Source organism: Stieleria sp. JC731 (assembly GCF_020966635.1).
In the GTDB taxonomy this organism is placed as follows: Bacteria; Planctomycetota; Planctomycetia; order Pirellulales; family Pirellulaceae; genus Stieleria.
The window spans coordinates 30,560-46,709 of record NZ_JAJKFQ010000026.1; the positions used below are offsets into that span (position 1 = coordinate 30,560).

Annotated in this window: 11 protein-coding genes and 1 tRNA gene; 3 read left to right on the forward strand and 9 right to left on the reverse strand. The window is 52.8% G+C overall.

Annotated elements, in window-relative coordinates; genetic code table 11:
• Positions 1-109 precede the first annotated feature (109 nt).
• The 4 genes from LOC67_RS22910 to mutS form a co-directional block, all read right to left on the reverse strand.
• Positions 110-1,159: a potassium channel family protein gene (locus tag LOC67_RS22910; protein WP_230265167.1), complete on the reverse strand. Its 1,050-nt coding sequence runs from the start codon at positions 1,157-1,159 to the stop codon at positions 110-112.
• A gap of 278 nt (positions 1,160-1,437) precedes the next feature.
• A complete protein-coding gene (locus tag LOC67_RS22915) occupies positions 1,438-1,656 on the reverse strand; it encodes a hypothetical protein (protein WP_230265168.1) in 219 nt (72 codons plus the stop codon).
• Positions 1,657-2,309: 653 nt separating this feature from the next.
• Complete coding sequence (locus LOC67_RS22920; protein ID WP_230265169.1) at positions 2,310-3,125, reverse strand: hypothetical protein; 816 nt, start codon at positions 3,123-3,125, stop codon at positions 2,310-2,312.
• Between the two features lie 1,039 nt (positions 3,126-4,164).
• On the reverse strand, positions 4,165-6,798 hold the full coding sequence (mutS, locus tag LOC67_RS22925) for a DNA mismatch repair protein MutS (protein ID WP_230265170.1): 2,634 nt from the start codon (positions 6,796-6,798) through the stop codon (positions 4,165-4,167).
• A 340-nt stretch (positions 6,799-7,138) separates the two neighbouring features.
• Here mutS and LOC67_RS22930 point away from each other — a divergent pair, with 340 nt between their 5' ends.
• Both LOC67_RS22930 and LOC67_RS22935 read left to right on the forward strand, forming a co-directional pair.
• Positions 7,139-8,644 (forward strand): DUF5685 family protein, encoded by a 1,506-nt coding sequence (locus LOC67_RS22930; RefSeq protein WP_230265171.1) that lies wholly within the window; start codon positions 7,139-7,141, stop codon positions 8,642-8,644.
• Positions 8,645-8,859: 215 nt separating this feature from the next.
• Positions 8,860-8,933 (forward strand) — tRNA-Arg (locus LOC67_RS22935).
• Here the strand turns inward: LOC67_RS22935 and LOC67_RS22940 are convergent.
• The 5 genes from LOC67_RS22940 to LOC67_RS27810 form a co-directional block, all read right to left on the reverse strand.
• Positions 8,907-9,203 carry a hypothetical protein gene (locus tag LOC67_RS22940; protein WP_230265172.1) on the reverse strand — a complete coding sequence of 99 codons (297 nt, stop codon included), beginning with the start codon at positions 9,201-9,203 and terminating at the stop codon, positions 8,907-8,909. The two genes, LOC67_RS22935 and LOC67_RS22940, sit on opposite strands and share 27 nt — an antisense overlap.
• A 262-nt stretch (positions 9,204-9,465) precedes the next feature.
• On the reverse strand, positions 9,466-10,242 hold the full coding sequence (locus tag LOC67_RS22945) for a PEP_CTERM-anchored TLD domain-containing protein (RefSeq protein WP_230265173.1): 777 nt from the start codon (positions 10,240-10,242) through the stop codon (positions 9,466-9,468).
• 282 nt (positions 10,243-10,524) lie between these two features.
• Entirely contained in the window at positions 10,525-11,061 is a 537-nt protein-coding gene (locus tag LOC67_RS22950; protein ID WP_230265174.1) for a hypothetical protein, read from the reverse strand.
• 131 nt (positions 11,062-11,192) lie between these two features.
• On the reverse strand, positions 11,193-11,684 hold the full coding sequence (locus tag LOC67_RS22955) for a terminase gpA endonuclease subunit (protein ID WP_230265175.1): 492 nt from the start codon (positions 11,682-11,684) through the stop codon (positions 11,193-11,195).
• A gap of 41 nt (positions 11,685-11,725) precedes the next feature.
• On the reverse strand, positions 11,726-12,103 hold the full coding sequence (locus LOC67_RS27810; RefSeq protein WP_410001171.1) for a tyrosine-type recombinase/integrase: 378 nt from the start codon (positions 12,101-12,103) through the stop codon (positions 11,726-11,728).
• A 765-nt stretch (positions 12,104-12,868) separates the two neighbouring features.
• Between LOC67_RS27810 and LOC67_RS22965 the strand changes: the two genes are divergently transcribed.
• On the forward strand, positions 12,869-15,349 hold the full coding sequence (locus tag LOC67_RS22965) for an ATP-dependent nuclease (protein WP_230265177.1): 2,481 nt from the start codon (positions 12,869-12,871) through the stop codon (positions 15,347-15,349).
• The last annotated feature ends 801 nt before the right edge of the window (positions 15,350-16,150 follow it).

Consider the following 16,150-nt stretch of genomic DNA (forward strand, 5'->3'; position numbering starts at 1 on the left):
CTAAGGCAATCTTGGCCAAATCAACGGGCACTAGTTCGGCGAATCCGCTTATCTACTGAATGCCGACGGAATTCCGGCAGAAGAATTGTCATCGCGTGAAGAAGATTTTTCACGCCGAGGAAGCGATCTCGTGAACCGACGCGTTCTGATGCAGCTTGGCTAAGTCTTCGCGATGCGACAGGACGATCAGGTGATCACCCGAGACGATACGACGGTCGGCCTGCGGGTTGCGAACGATGTCGCCATCAGCACATCGGATCGCGACAATGACGTTGCCGCCATCACCGCTGCCTTCGATTTGACGCACAGAACGGTTTAGGAAGACAGAGGTTCCATCGATTGGGATTTCCAGCAGGTCCAAACCGAAAATCTTTAGATCTTGATGCAAACGATACAGCGAACGTGAATCGTCCACGATCGATTCGATCGTCGGACAAGTGATCAAGTGGGCGATTCGCGAAGCACCGATCATGGTCGGAAGCACAACACGGGTCGCACCACTTCGATAGAGTTTGCGTTCGGTAGATTCCGTTTCGCAGCGAGCAACAATCTCGATCGATTCGTTCAGCTCTCTCGCGGTCAATGTCGCGAAAACATTTTCGGCGTCACTTGGCAAGACTGCCGCGAAAGCACTGGCGCGGTCGATCCCGGCCGACACCAACGTCTCTTCACAAGACGCGTCACCGCAAATCACTAGATGCCCTTCACGTTCGGCTTCGTTGAGCCGCTGGAGGTCTCGATCGATTACCACAAAGTCGACACCGAGATGTCGCAACTCTTTGACAAGATTCTGGCCGACTCGTCCGTACCCACAGACGATCACGTGACCGTTGGTTTCCTTGATCCCAAGGCTCATGCGATGCTCCCCGATCGCGCGTAGAACTTCGTCTTCAGTAATCATCTGGATGAACGCACCCAAGACGTAAATGGCTGAGCTACAGCCTGCCACAATTAGGGATGCGGTGAAAAGCTTCAGCGCCGGTGAATCGACCGGATGAACTTCGCCATAGCCGACACCGAAGATGGTGATCACGACCATGTACAGTGCATCGACGTAGCTCCAACCGGCAACAACATAACCACAGATCGCAATCAAGCAGGTCACGGTCAGAACCGTGATGCCGACACGCATTTTGTGAATGGCTGTGGAGTTGAACATTCCTTTAGAGGTCGCTGAATGGTCGCCAAAACGACGTCAGCCGAAGTAGCCGCGTCCCTGCTTCAGGATTGGTCGTCAAATGCACAGGGGCAAGACGAATGAGGGACAACGTTCGTGAATGGTTTCAGACAGCACAAAGCGTGCGCGACCAAGAAACGAACGGTTTTGGGATCAGATGCCTGCACCAATCACAGGCTTGAATCGGCCAATGAAACAGACTTCAACAAAGGACCGTATCCCTCAAGGGCGTTGAAGCGTGACGATCCATCACATCGCCGTTACTGGAAGTCGGCGAAGGCGTCATCGCCCATCATTTCGCCTTCCACGGGTGCGGCACCAAAATCGTCTCCCACAACGGCTGCGTCGCCTTCGCTGAATTCTTCTGGATTGTTGTTGCTAGGTGCCGGAGCGGAAGCTGTCGGAGCAAGCTTGGCTGCGACAGGAACCGCGATGATCGAAACGACGATTAATGCGATCCAAGGAGCGACGAACAGCATGGGACAGAATTGGTTCGGGGGAAAGGATGAGACTCGCGTCTTAGTTTACTCCGCAATTCGCAAGAATTCAGCACAATGTGTTGTGGCAAAGACACAAAACACGCCCCCCCGTCCGGTTGCACCACGAAGTCGAAAGGATTTCGGCAGCAGATTGGATTGGTGATCAGTGAAACGAGAAACCGACGCTAGGGCGTTTGCGGCTCAGTAGGACTAACCCAATGAGCCGTTTTGGCGCTAGCCACGGTTGGGTGTTGCTACAGACCCGTTCAAGAAACCGACGCTAGCGCGTTTGCGGCTCAGTTGTACCAACCCAATGAGCCGTTTTGGCGCTAGCCACGGTTGGGTGTTGCTACAGAGCTGGTCAAACAACCGACGCTAACGCGTTGCGGCTCAGTAGTTCTAACCCAATGAGCCGTTTTGGCGTTAGCCGCGGTTGAGCGTTGCTACAGAGCTGGTCAAGAAACCGACGCTAACGCGTTTGCGGCTCAGTAGGCAAAGGCGACGACTACCCTTTGGCGCATAAAAAACGGGACAGGCATCCGATGGATAATCCTGTCCCTGGTCGTCCGCAGCGGAGCGCTGCGCTGCAGTCAACGTTCGTGCGGCGAATCACCTTGTTGGCGACTACAACGCAGTCTTCTTTAACGCTTCAATCACTCGGCGTCTGGACGGCCTTCACCGCGTGGCCGACCGCCACGTCCGCCGGGGCCGCCTTGTTGGCCACCAGGACCGCCGCGTCCACCGCGACCGAAGCCTCCACGTTCTGGCATTTCAAAGGGTTTGCCTTTCAGTTCTTCGAACTCTTTCTTTTGCTCACTCGTCAAATTGCCCATGACTTTGTCTTCCAACTCTTTGCGAGCCGATTCCATTTTTTCACGGATACCCTCACGATCACCCGATTGGAACATTTCACGCATGCTGGACATCATGTCTTGTGTTCCGGACTGAATGGTCTCTTCAATCTTTTTCTTGTCCGCATCTGACAACTTCAGTGCGGTTGCGACGCGATCGATTTGCAGAGCACGGATGCCCATCGTTTGGACTTCGATTTGTTGCAGACGCTCCAATTGCATTGGGTCGAGAACTTCTTCGAGTTGCTCGGTCGCCTTCTTGTCGAACGCGGTCATTTCTTCGCGGAACTTTTCGAATTGCTCACGCATTGCGTCGCGATCCACGTCAGCGCCTCGTTCGGGACGTTCCATGCGAGGACGTCCTTCTTCGATCTTGCCGACAGCTTCCTCTTGATCTGGAAGCAGGTCGATCTCTTCTTTGACTTCGTCAATGCGCAGCAATCCAAGTACGCTGCCACCGCCAAAACCACCGAAACCGCCGGGCCCACCAGGACCGCCAAATCCGCCACCGGGAAATCCACCGCGGCCGCCACCACGTCCACCGCGTTGGGCTGATGCGTCGGTAGCGATCATCGAAAGGATGGCTGCACAGAGGAGCGCCATCGAAATCTGCTTCATCTTCATTGGTTCAAATTCCCAGGATTTGGAACAGAAAAGAGGGGAGAGTCTTTGCGTGAACGACGGTCGCAAGTTCCATCAACTGGCGATCTGGTTCATCACGGCCAACGCCCGCATCAGTCAGACCAGACTGCACGAGTGATTAGCTTACGATGTTTGAAACCACGGCATTCCTCATTGGTTTCCTACCCATTCAAAATTTTCTACAAAATTTCGAGTTTCAGCTGTTTACGCGGCTCCCGGAGGAACACCAATCACTTGGAACGGCGAAAGCACCCAGAAGAGAGGGACGCCATGAGAGAGTCCAATACGAATCCACACGAGCCGTTTTGGCGTTAGCCACGGTTGAGTGTTGCTGCAGAACTGGTCAAACAACCGACGCTAACGCGTTGCGGCTCAGTTGTATCAACCCAATGAGCCGCTTTGGCGCTAGCCGCGGTTGAGTGTTGCTGCAGAGCTGGCCAAGAAACCGACGCTAGCGCGTTGCGGCTCAGTAGTGGCGACCCAATGAGCTGTTTTGGCGTTAGCCACGGTTGAGTGTTGCTGCAGATCTGGTCAAACAACCGACGCTAACGCGTTGCGGCTCAGTAGTGCGAAACCTCCTGAGCCGTTTTGGCGCTAGCCACGGTTGGGTGTTGGTGCAGAGCTGGTCGAGAAACCGACGCTAACGCGTTGTGGCTCAGTAGTGCGAAACCTCCTGAGCCGTTTTGGCGCTAGCCACGGTTGGGTGTTGGTGCAGAGCTGGTCGAGAAACCGACGCTAGCGCGTTTGCGGCTCAGTAGGACTAACCCAATGGGCCGTTTTTGTGTTTGCCACGGTTGAGTGTTGCTGCAGATCTGGTCAAACAACCGACGCTAGTGCGTTTGCGGCTCGGTAGGACTAACCCAATGAGCCGTTTTTGTGTTTGCCACGGTTGAGTGTTGCTGCAGAGCTGGTCAAACAACCGACGCTAGCGCGTTGCGGCTCAGTCGTATAGACCCCAATGAGCCGTTTTGGTGCTTGCCACGGTTTCAAAAAAGAATCCCCAACGTCCTTAACACTAACGTAACGTCGGATGGCTTTCGATTTGTTTTTTGGCCTGCTGTAAAAATGCGATCGCGTCGACCGGTGTCATTTGATTCAAGTCCAACTTGCTGATCTGCGTTAATACCGGATGGTCCGCAAACCCAAACAACGTCAACTGATACGCCCCACTTGCGATACTCTCATGTCCTTGAGGCGGCGCAATGGTGGGACGGTTCAAGGAATCGAGGTGATCGGCTTCCAGTTGGCTAAGCACCTGCTTGGCCCGTTCGTTTACTGCTGCCGGGACACCTGCTAAGCGAGCCACATGGATGCCGTAGCTCTTGTCCGCACCACCGGGAACGATTCGATGCAAGAACACAACTTCGTCGTTCCACTCTTTGACCGCCACATTCAAGTTCGCAACATGAGGCAACGTGTCTTGAAGCTGAGTCAACTCGTGGTAGTGAGTTGCAAACAAAGTTCGGCAGCCGATCTGCTCATGCAAATGCTCGGTGATGGCCCACGCAAGCGACAAACCATCATAGGTGCTGGTACCTCGTCCGATTTCATCCAAGATCACCAAAGATCGCGATGTTGCGGTATTCAGAATCCGCGCCGTCTCGACCATCTCCACCATGAACGTACTCTGTCCACGACTCAGTTCGTCACTCGCGCCGACACGTGCGAAGATCCGATCGGCAATCCCGATCGTCGCCGCTTTCGCCGGGACATACGAACCGGCCTGAGCCAACAAAGTGATCAATGCGACTTGTCGAATGTAAGTACTTTTACCGGCCATGTTGGGCCCGGTAATCAACAAGATCATGCCAGTTTCAGGAGACTGGATGCAGTCGTTGGGAACAAACTCGCCTTGTGGCAACGTGACATCCAACACAGGGTGGCGTCCGCCTTCGATACGTAGGACCGAATCATCGGTCATCTCGGGACGAACCCAATTTCGTTGCGCGGCGATTTCGGCAAGCGACGCCAGCACATCAAGCTCAGCCATCGCCGAAGCGACTTCACCTAAGGTCACTAGGTGTTGGTGAGTCAACGCGACCAAATCTTGGTAAATCAGCTGCTCACGCGAAGTCGCTTTCTCGTCAGCCGAGAGCACTTTCTCTTCGTACTCTTTCAAGTCCGGCGTGATGTATCGCTCGCAGTTCTTTAACGTCTGTTTACGAATGAAGTCCTGGGGAATCTTGTCCTTGTGAGCGTTGGTGACTTCGAGATAGTAACCGAACACTTTGTTGTAGCCGACTTTCAAATTTGGAATGCCGGTTTCATCCATCTGCTTTTGCTGATACTCGGCAATCCATTGCTTGCCGCCAGCGGCCAACTTGCGCAACGCGTCAAGCTCTTCGTTGTAACCTGGCTTGATGAAATTGCCGTCGGACGCATGCAGTTTGCAATCTTCGGATATCGCGTTTTCGAGTTCGCTGCGAAGTTCCGGGCACAAGTGCAGATGCGATTCAAGCTGTTGCAAACGCTTTGGATCACGTCCGGCAAGTTTGGCTTTCAGTTCTGGTAGGCCGGAAAGCGTTTGTGCGATCTGCAACAAGTCACGCGGTCCGGTTCGTCCTGTCGCGACACGTGCCAACAAACGCGTGATGTCGAACGTTTGCTTTAACGTTCGACGAACATCGCTTCGCAAGTTTGCGTGTTTGACGAACTCGTCAATCGCATCGTGTCGTGCCTCGATGGGTCCGATCGAAACAAGCGGCGCCGCGATCCAGTCCGCAAGAACGCGAGACCCTGCCGAGGTGCACGTCAAATCGATCGCATCGACCAATGATCCTTCGCGTGATGCGGTGCGCAGCGTTCGCGTGATTTCCAAACTGCGCCGCGTCGACGCGTCGATTTCAAGAACACCGCTTCGATGGTGTGCCGCGATGGTGCGAAAGTGATCCAGTCCCGACGTCTGTGTTTCTTGCAAATAAGTCAACGCGGCGCCTGCTGCTCGGATGGCAGCGGAGTCATCGTCGGTGAATCCAAAGCCTTCCAACGAGCCGACTTGAAACTGGTCGCAAAGTGACTTCGCTGACGCGTCTTCGGCGAAACTCCACGCCGGCCGTGCGGTCCAGGACCAGGGTGCTGTGGTGTCGGGCGAGAATTTCGCATCATCCTCGCGGTAGATCACTTCCGCCGGACCGATGCGTGCGAGCTCGTCTTCGATTCTGGCGACCGGGAAGACGCCCGCACAGAAACGACCACTCGAAAGCTCAGCCCAAGCGATCCCGGCAACCGGTTCGTCACCCTGTTTGCGGCCCTGCGGATTGTGCAAGACCACCGCCGCTAAATAATTTGCCTCGCGTGGATCTAGTAAACCATCGTCGGTCAATGTCCCTGCACTGACCACACGAGTGATCTCGCGTTTGACCAGACCTTTAGCCTGCTTTGGGTCTTCCACCTGTTCGCAAACGGCGGCCCGGAAACCGGCACGGATCAGTTTGCAGAGGTAACCGTCCAACTGGTGGTGCGGAAACCCGGCCATAGCCGTGGGATTGGCGCTATCCTTGTCCCGACTGGTTAAAGTCAGCCCCAAAACATCGGCGGCCGCTTTGGCGTCTTCGAGAAATAGCTCGTAAAAATCACCCATGCGAAACAAAAGCAATGCGTCGCCGCACGCTGCTTTCGCTTCATGGTACTGTTTCATCATCGGTGTCATGGGCGAAATCGTACCGCCAAACCGCCCCAATTAACACCCTTCAAGACGCTTCGGCGACCGGCAAAATGCTTGAGCCATCGCCGTGCATAACGGTCAGCCAAACTCTGCCGATTTCGTCAGATGCAGCCGCGGCCAGTCTCGCGAGCCTCTCCCCCCCCGCTTTCAATTTGGCGGACTACCGATTGAATAAACGCGGCTTTCATAGAGCGTTCCTCAAGAAGCCATCCCCACCGCCGCTCGCGTTTAATCGCAATTGAAGCGGTAGCACGCAACAGTCGCGCCCTCTGGGCGGTTCCTTTCAACCTTGCATAGAATTGGTGCTCTACCGTGGAACGGTCCTATGATTTCCACGATCGATTTAGGTTGCCTCGGAGACGAAACATTGTTCGGGTTCTTGCGCGGAAATCAGTGCGATCGCCGATATCGCCAAGTCTATGCGACAGTCTGCAGCTCCTTGCGTCATCGCCACGGTTTTCGCCTGCTCCCCTTTGTCAGCTACGAAGCCGTCTGGCTTCATTGCTTGGCAGTCGACTTGCAACTGATTCCGGCTCCGGCATCCGACATGGTGACTTGCTGCAAAACGCAACGTCGGCATTCACCACTGGCCAAGACACCAGTTCCATGTGCTAGCCAAGCGGTTCCGGGATTGGAACCCACAGCGATGTTGGAATTTGATCTCGCGTTCACGGTTCTTTTGGTGCAGACCAAACTGGACGATGACGTTCGCGACCGAAATTCGATTATCGCGAAACTGTTGCGTCGGCTTTATCGTTCGGCTTGGAATCAAACGAAGGACTTTTTTGCTGCGTTGGATCCCGAGTTCAATGACAAACTGCAAGGTCTGTTTTCAGATCATCTGAAACTCGAACGGCAAGAACGCCCCATACAACTGGAGCAATACTGCGGTCCAACAGGTGCGGCCTTTGCTGAAGTCTTCGAGCTGGGGGCCAAGGCGATCGCTGCTTCGACAGACTTGGCAAACTCTGAATCGATCCAGCAACAGTTTCGACAAGCCGGCGAACAAATCGGCCGGGCTTTGATCGCGTTTGACTGTGCAATGGATTTTGACGCCGATCAGCGACGCGGCGATTTCAATCCGCTTGCAGATGGAAACGCGATTTTCGATGCGCTCAACTATTCGCAGCAGCAACTCTGCCAATTGGGATTCCAGATTGATCAATGGGTTGCAGAGCGCTGTATTGCTGGGCGTTCGCTTGCTGGGTTTCGGGTTGCTGAGGGTTGTGAAGTGGCAAACCCGATGACAACAACGGTACTGAAACAATTGATCCGCAAGATCGGTCGCCACAAGCAAACGCGGGTTAAGAAAGAATTCTCGAGTTCTTACAAACAGGCCCGTGCTGATCGACATTGGATATCGTTATCGCCAAAGCGATTGCAGCATGGGTTTTGCGATTGTGACTGTTGCTGTGATGTTGGCGGATGCGATTCCTGTTGCGGTGCAGGCGACGCGGGCTGTGTGTCCGAAGGCTGCGGCTCGGATGGTTGTGGAATCCTCGTTTGTAGCTGTCCTTGTGATGCGTTTTGCACGGATTGCCAGAACGACGACACCAAACGAAAAGCCAAGGGCGGTGAGTCTGATGATTCAGAAGCGGACATGCCATTGATCAACATGGGGACGGAGGCGATTGCTCGGACAAAGCTTTCGCCATACGGAACGATTGGGTTGGGTGAGACGTTTGCGGGGATGGACAGAGCTTCCGATTGTTCCTCTGCCGACGGTCAGGAATACCCTGCGAAAAGTGATCGAGGGGTGATCGAACCGGGGAGCCGGGTGCGAGTGATTGGTCGAAAACCCTTTGGATTTTTGGTCCGTGAGGTGGAGTAAAATAAAAAGTGAAGTCCGAACCTTGGGGCGTCCGATAGAGTCCCAAACACCGCGAGAGACAGGTGTTCGGAACGATTGCAAACTAAAAATTAACAACCGCGCCGACGCGGCTTGCAAAAGAACGGACCTCCGCTAAACTCTCGCATCCAAGGCCAAGACAGGTCAGAAAGACAAAGACTGGCCCGATCGCCAACCCAGGCGGCCAAATGACCCAAGCACCCCTAGCTCAACTGGATAGAGCATCGGTCTACGGAACCGAAGGTTAGAGGTTCGAATCCTCTGGGGTGTACTCAATACGGCCAAAGCTGCTCAACGCGAGCGTCTTTGGCCGTTTTTTATTGGGTTTTAGCGAATCGTCTTTGCTTGCAGATTCGCCGGTTATCGCATGTTTGTTACCGCCCGCGTTACCGCCAGACGCTTCGGTGAAGTCTGCTTCGGTCGTCTGCAAATAGTGATTCTCGGCAACCGCCCCACTATGGCCGAACCAGTCGTTTAATACGTGGTTGGGAAATCGGCCGGTCCGCTCCAATTCGGTCCGTCGACTGGCACGAAGCGCCATGAATGGCTTTGGGAACGGTTCAACGCCAGCACGTTCGACGATCGCAACAAATCCGAATTAGCCCAGGCCAGAGATCAAAGGAAGAAACCGAGTATCGAGTATTCGACCTTCGAGATCCCAACAGCTTCGAGAAAATCAACGCTCTCTTCGAGCAATACGGCATCGACATCAGCCTGCCCTGATACGCCAAGTGGCTGACCAGGATTTCTCCCCGTGCGCCTCTCAGCTTGCTGTTGCAGTCCAAAGACCGGTTGGACTAGCTCTATCTACGACGTCGAGCGATCGTACCCAACCCAAGCAAGCCAAACAGGGCAACGCTCGCGGGCTCCGGAACAGTGCCCGCACCGGTCGGAGGCGAAGCCGGAGCAAAAGTGAAGACCTCAAACTCATCGACCGAGAAATCGGTGAGGCCGCCAGTCGCCATCGTTCGGGTCGAGTTGTAGAGACTATCGCCGAGCAAATTCTCGCCAAATCGAGAAGCTGCTAAAGAGCCCGAACCCGCCACACCATACGAAAACTGTCGCGTGTAGCCGTGAGTCAGGTCATTTCCCAAAGTCAAGTCATGACCACCACCGAAAGCCGGGCCTCTGCCACCCCAATTGAAAGTCTGGTATCGACCAAAACCGTTCTCAAAAGGATCGGAGGACGTGCCGCTCAACCGCTGGTCGAACTTCGTGTCTGTTGACAGATTGAAGATGAACCCCGTCCGGTCCGCGTTGTTCGCAGTGATGTTGTAGCTGTTGGACGAATTCCAGCTCTGCGGGTTGTAGCCTCCTAGAATCTGCCCGACCGCTCGGTCGTTTGGGTTACCCTCGACGTGGGACAGCCGCATCAGGGTAATCGTCGGTCCAAGGCCATCCACGGCAGCGTGGAAAGCGTACGAATCCGAGCCCGACGTCTTCGTGAAGACGTTCGTGAAATCCAGGTTGCCCTGCCCAAGCCAGGACTCAATCTTGGATTCGTTGGTCGCCGATAAAAGGCCCGCGTTCGCCAGAACGAATAATGTTGCTAATAGTCTCATGTTTGCTGCAGTAGGCATGGGGGGATTTGCCATCCAGCGTACGGGCCGATCACGCACCGGTCAATCAGGTGTGTTCTGGATTGTCACCCTTCGTCGATAAACGGAAACGAAAAGAGGGCGAGCCGCTAAGCCCGCCCTTTGGGAAAATCGTCGTGAAAGGACGCTAATATTTGCTCGGCAAACAATATCAATCGATAGATTAGTTCGACAGTTTTCTTTTCGGCAGACCCAAATCCGCCGGATGGCGAGCTGTAATTGGTAAGTCCGATTTTTTAAGACGTCGGACGTCCGATTTCACGACTAGGGTGCTTTGGTTGTTGTGTCGGTTTTGTCAATACGTTTCCCATTGATGCCAGGGTTCTCAAATAGTTCAATATGGTTTGGGTAGAAGGATGTAGCGTACCATTTGAGTAAAGGATCGGCTGCAACAAAGCCCTTCGCCCAGTAGTCTAAGTAAAGGTCATTCCATAGCCCGTGTGCGTGCTTATCACCCACCTCATGGTTCACAGCTAAGATCCGTATTACAAGATTTAAAAACCGATCTAGCTTTTCGATGAATTCGTAATCGTCGGGTGTTACTGACACGGCCTCTGGGTTTTCATGTATGGCTTTTCGATTTTCGAGTGCTGATTTTGGGCCTGCTTTGAATGCCTCCGGGCATGCAATCCAAAGTCGCACTTCTTGCATGACCGGGTCATTCCAGAACTCACTGTGAATCTTCGCAAACTCCCGCAACCAGGATTCAGACTGCTGTTGCCGCATGAAACGAAAGACAAGATACGCGATCAGCAGTTGTGCTAACGCTGCAGTTGCGGAAATGTATTCGCTTGGTTGCATGCTTGGTATCGCTAATGGGCAGTTGATTCTAACAAACGCGTAGTTGCTAGCAGGTCTGATCACAGTAGTTTAGCAAAGAGTAGCATACGCATGGTTGTCGTTTTAGATTGTCTCGGTCGCGTTCTCTTGCTCTATCTCGCAGTGACCCAAAAACTTCGGTGTCCCTTCGGGCTTCGGAGAGTTGGGCCGGTTTGTGGACTTTGCGGCTTCTTCTTCACTGGGGCCTTTCTCGTCGGCATCGCGAATCCCGGAAGCTGTATGCCCTTCACCAAAGCCGCCACCACGCAGCCAACGAACGTATCGAACCAGTGGTTCTCACGTTTCGGCTTCTTCTGCCAGATGATGCCCGTCAGTCCTTTCTCGCTACGCTCAATCGCCTCTTCCGCCGCCAAATGATCCGCGTATGCACCATGATCCGTCCGATGATTGCCCCATAGCGTCCACCTCCCCGGAGTCTCGCGGTCCTGTGTCAACCTCGCAGCCGCTATCGACTTCCAGTAGTTGGCATCGAACGTGATCGTATGGACGCCATTGATCGATTCGGGCGGAACATACCACCGCGGACGCCTTGGATTCGGACCACAACGGAGCATCCTCTTCTTGCTCCTGTCGTAATCAGCCATGGCCATCCGACCCAATTCGATGAAGCGACCACGCGAGCCCATCAGCACATTCGAAAATTCCGAAGACCGAATCCCCGCCGCGACCTGACCCGGAAGATAGCCAACGTCATAAAGACCAAGACCAACAGGGACGCTCTTCCAACCGCTTCGGCCTGTTCTTGGACCGCCACGTGGCTGTAGACGTTCATGGTGAGGTTGACGTCGGAGTGTCTCGCCAGCGTTTGCGTGATCTTCGGATTGGCCGAACTAGCCGCCAGATTCGTCACGAACGTATGCCGGTTGCTGTGGAAGTCCGCGAAGACTCCGTCCCCATCTTTGTACTGAAGGAAATCCGAGTTCCTGCGGCGTTCTCGTTCCTGATCGGTTTCCGCTTCATCGATCCACGTTTCCCGAGCGTTCGCCAGATCAATACGCATCATCTTCGCGGTCTTGCGTGGATAGCCGCTGACGTTGAAGTCAGTTAAGATTCCACTCTCTTCTATAACGCCGTCGATGGCTCAGGGTATCGCGGGCCACCATCCACCGTCACCCCATTCAAGTTTTTCGAATGCTTGCTCACCGACGGTGAATATTAAACGCGGAAGGAATGCGGCAACTGTACCGACACGATTGATCGGTTGGCTATTGAGTCTGCAGACTTCAACATTAGGATTCTCGAATCGTGTGAGTCATGAAAGCCTGTAGCTTCCCATGTTTCGGCGTGGCCACAGGGCGACTGTTAACGCGTGGAAGCGGATAGCACGTGAAGACAACCGCATGCGATATGATCGCCACGGAATGGTAGCAACGGGGCATTGTCAGTGGGCGTCCGATACGTTGCGTTGACTGTCTCCACTCTATGTCTGGCGTCGAAGGGAAATCAAGTCGCGAGTCGCGGTACTTGATGACTCTGGCCGACGGGCTCCGGTTGTCTTCCGTCGCCGTGACGCAGACAGCAGCGGCTAGCCGTGTACAACGACTGACCGGGCCCGGTGGGCTATGGGTAGCGGGTAGATTATTCCGGAGCTGTGATGAGCAGCCGTATTTAGGTGTGTTCGGGCGGCCCCATCCTTACTTATGTACCTGGAAACGCAGATGCACTGGATTTTGGTACTGTATGCCTTGGAAAGCTCTCAGAAATTAGAGTAGCGAACAGTAAACCTTTCCTTCCAACAGTCCCAACTTGATTCGCAGCGAACGAAAATATGAAACTTAACGCCGTCAAAATCGATTCTTTTAAAAGCCTGATAGACGAAGAACTTGAATTTACACATAACTGCCTTTCACTTGTTGGCATCAACGAATCTGGAAAAACCAATCTGTTAAAGGCACTCTCCTGCCTGTCATCCCACGAAGCGTTGGCAAAATCAGATACGCCAAAAATGCAAAAGTCTGACCCGAGAGTTCGGTTTGAACTTAGCCTTACACCAGAAGAATTAGAAAAGGCACTGGCGATTCTCGCTGAAAAGCAAAGTCTTCATCAAGTTGACAGAAAAAAGGCTTCTGAAATTGATGTGACGTATGAAGTCCATTTTGATCGAACGACAGGGAAGGAACACAGGAGCTTCACCGTAAGTGGCTTGCAGCTACCGAAATCCGCGAGTGCACTCACCGATATCGAAGGCACAGAATTTTGCGTGGTACTCAAAGAGGATCAGTTTGTTCCTGTTTCGGAGGCAGTTATTGTCGACGATAAGATCCTGAAGGACACACAAGCCGCAGTAGACGCGTCAATTCAACACTCCGAACTCTCGGTACAGTTCCGGCAGATCGAAATGAGATTGGCAGCCCTCACGAGGAAACAGGCTGAGAACCAAAAGCTAATTTCGGAAAAAAGAGAAGAGGAAAGCGCCCCAAGTCAGTCGCCGACAAAGCCCGCACCACCTGATGATTCGGAGGACAAGTCCATTGATGAGCTTGCTGCGGAAGTTGAATCATTCGCCACAAAGATAAGCAAGTTAGAAGTCGAAAGAGCACAGACGGCGAAGACGCTGGTTACAGCAGAAAAATCCGCTAGAGGTTGCCAGATAGGAGCGGTCATTCTCAAGAAGGAGGTAGAACTCGAAAAGCTGCTCGAAAAAAATGAACAAGCTCGTGCTGCGCTCGGTGACCTTGACACTGATTCGGACGATGACGAGATAGCCGCTACAAAGAACGAATTAGAGCAAACCATCAAGAAAAATGGCGTTCGCATCGGGGAGCTGAAAAAGATGCTCAAGGTAGCAAGTCAACCAATAGCCTCGATCTATTCCAAGGATCCGAAAGTCTTTACTTGGCGAGTCGGAAATACTCTGGAAGGACATTTAGAAGACTGGCTACCTCGCGTTGTGTTCTGGAAATACAGCAACGAGTACATTCTTAGTGGAGAAACAACATTTGACGTCCTAAACAATGCTGAAACACTCAGTAGCATCCCTCGTCCTCTGGTAAACCTTTTCCGTATTGGTGCAGAAGTCCAAAGTCTCAATGAACTGAAGTTGCTTCTTGATGAAATCGCGACCGACTCCAGTGAGCGGAGCAGAACTCAAGTAAAGGTAAACAAGAACGTTGATGAGTTCCTGAAGGGCGTATGGGAAGACTACGACCAGGAGATTCGCGTCACGCTTGAGCATGATCGAATACGAGTGGAATTCTTTGATCCCAACACGGATGATGCGAGTTTCTACAAAATGCAGGAACGAAGCCAAGGATGCCAAACCTTTGTATCGTTCTTGATGACGATCGGAGCTGAGTCGCGGAAAGGAGTGATCAAGAACACCTTGTTACTCTTAGACGAGCCAGAGACCCACCTTCATCCGTCTGGAGTCAGGTTTATGCTTAAGGAGCTGATCAAGTCGGCTGAAAACAACAACCGTGTTGTATTCGCCACTCATTCGATCTTTATGATCGACAAAGAAAAATACGACCGACATGTCATCGTAAAGAAGAAGAACGAAAGGACACGATTGCAGCCCTCAACAAGGTCGCGTGTCGGGTTCTTTATGCAAGAAGAAGTCCTGTATTCGACGTTGGACGTTGATGTCACATCCGAGATTGCTCCACGTCTACAGCACAACTTCGTATTCGAGGGCCATGGAGACGCCGTGCTGTTCGAAACGTACTACAACAAAGTCTTAAATGCAACAGGGCGTCCGTTCCCGATAGGCAAGACGAGCTTCCATCATGGTGGAAAGTGCTCTGATATTAGGAAGTATTTTTCTCAGAAGCCGATCCAACTAGGAACGCACTGGGTCTTCGTACTGGATTCGGACGAACCAGCCAACAACTTGAAGAACTTCATTCAATCGAAGTACAAGGATTTTATCAATAAATATATCTACGTCTTTCAATATTCAAAGTCAGATTTGCCAGGGGAGATCGAGCTGGAAGATCTGCTTCCGGTGCAGATGATGCAAGAGGTAGCGAGCGAAGCTGCCCGTAAGGCGGGCGAAGACATCACCGGAGTAAATTTCGATACAGGTAAATCGTTCGCCACGTATTTTCCAACCATCGTGAACGGACTTGAAGACGGAGATGTATTCAAACCTATCTTTAAAGAGTTGCTGAACCTCAAAATCGAAAAAACGGTTGCCCAGGTCAAGGATGATGCGACTTTTTCCGAATTGTTTCCGGAGTTCGCAGCATGGATAAAGACCGTGATCCCGACTCTGCTCGTCGGAAAGACTTCGCGGACAAAAGTAAAATGAGTCACGTTCGTTTATGGTTTCACCGTCAGTAACCTGGAAGTATTGGTTATTTAGACTCTTGCATTTCAGTCATTCTCCAAATCCACGATCACCTGCCCGCACGACTGATCGGTAGCTGCAGAAATTCTGCAACGCTTTCGAGACCAGCGGCTCAGGGAATCTGGATTGCTTGCTCTGAGTCTTCAGATGACACCACATTCCCGTCTGACGCCCTTTCCTCCTACGTTTCCGGTGGATGCTCACCCCGTCGAGGGTGCACGTCAGGTCCGATCGTTAGCCGCAAGCTGCTGTAAATGCCTCGTTCAAAGTTTTTTTCGTAATGATGTAGCCGTAGGTTGCTCGGGACGCCCCAGGGTTTGCCCTGCCAATTGTCCCAGGGAACCAGCGCGTTCGCCCATCGCTGATTCGGCGAAGCCTGAGGTGGTGACGTGTCTCTGATCTGCGGATTCGAAGGCTAAACGCTTGAATCCTCTGAGGTGTATTTGGATCGAGCACGCAAATTGCAGACGTTTTTGGATTTATACTTTGCCGTCTGAGGCCTTGTTTAAGGGAAATTTACCAAGCATCAGACTTGGATTCGCGGTTAGACGCCAACGAGTTCTTCGATTGGAATGGCAGGCGTTCGGCTTTCGCTTCGTTATCTGTTGATCTTCACACCGTCCAGTAATGAGCGTCCAAGATTTCGAAGCTGAAAAAGACCACACCGACGCTTCATGTGAACTCAAAGACCAGCTGATGGAGTGTGCGTTTTCCTGGCAAAAACAAGTGCTACAGCAAATCCGATTTCGGAACCCCTAAATG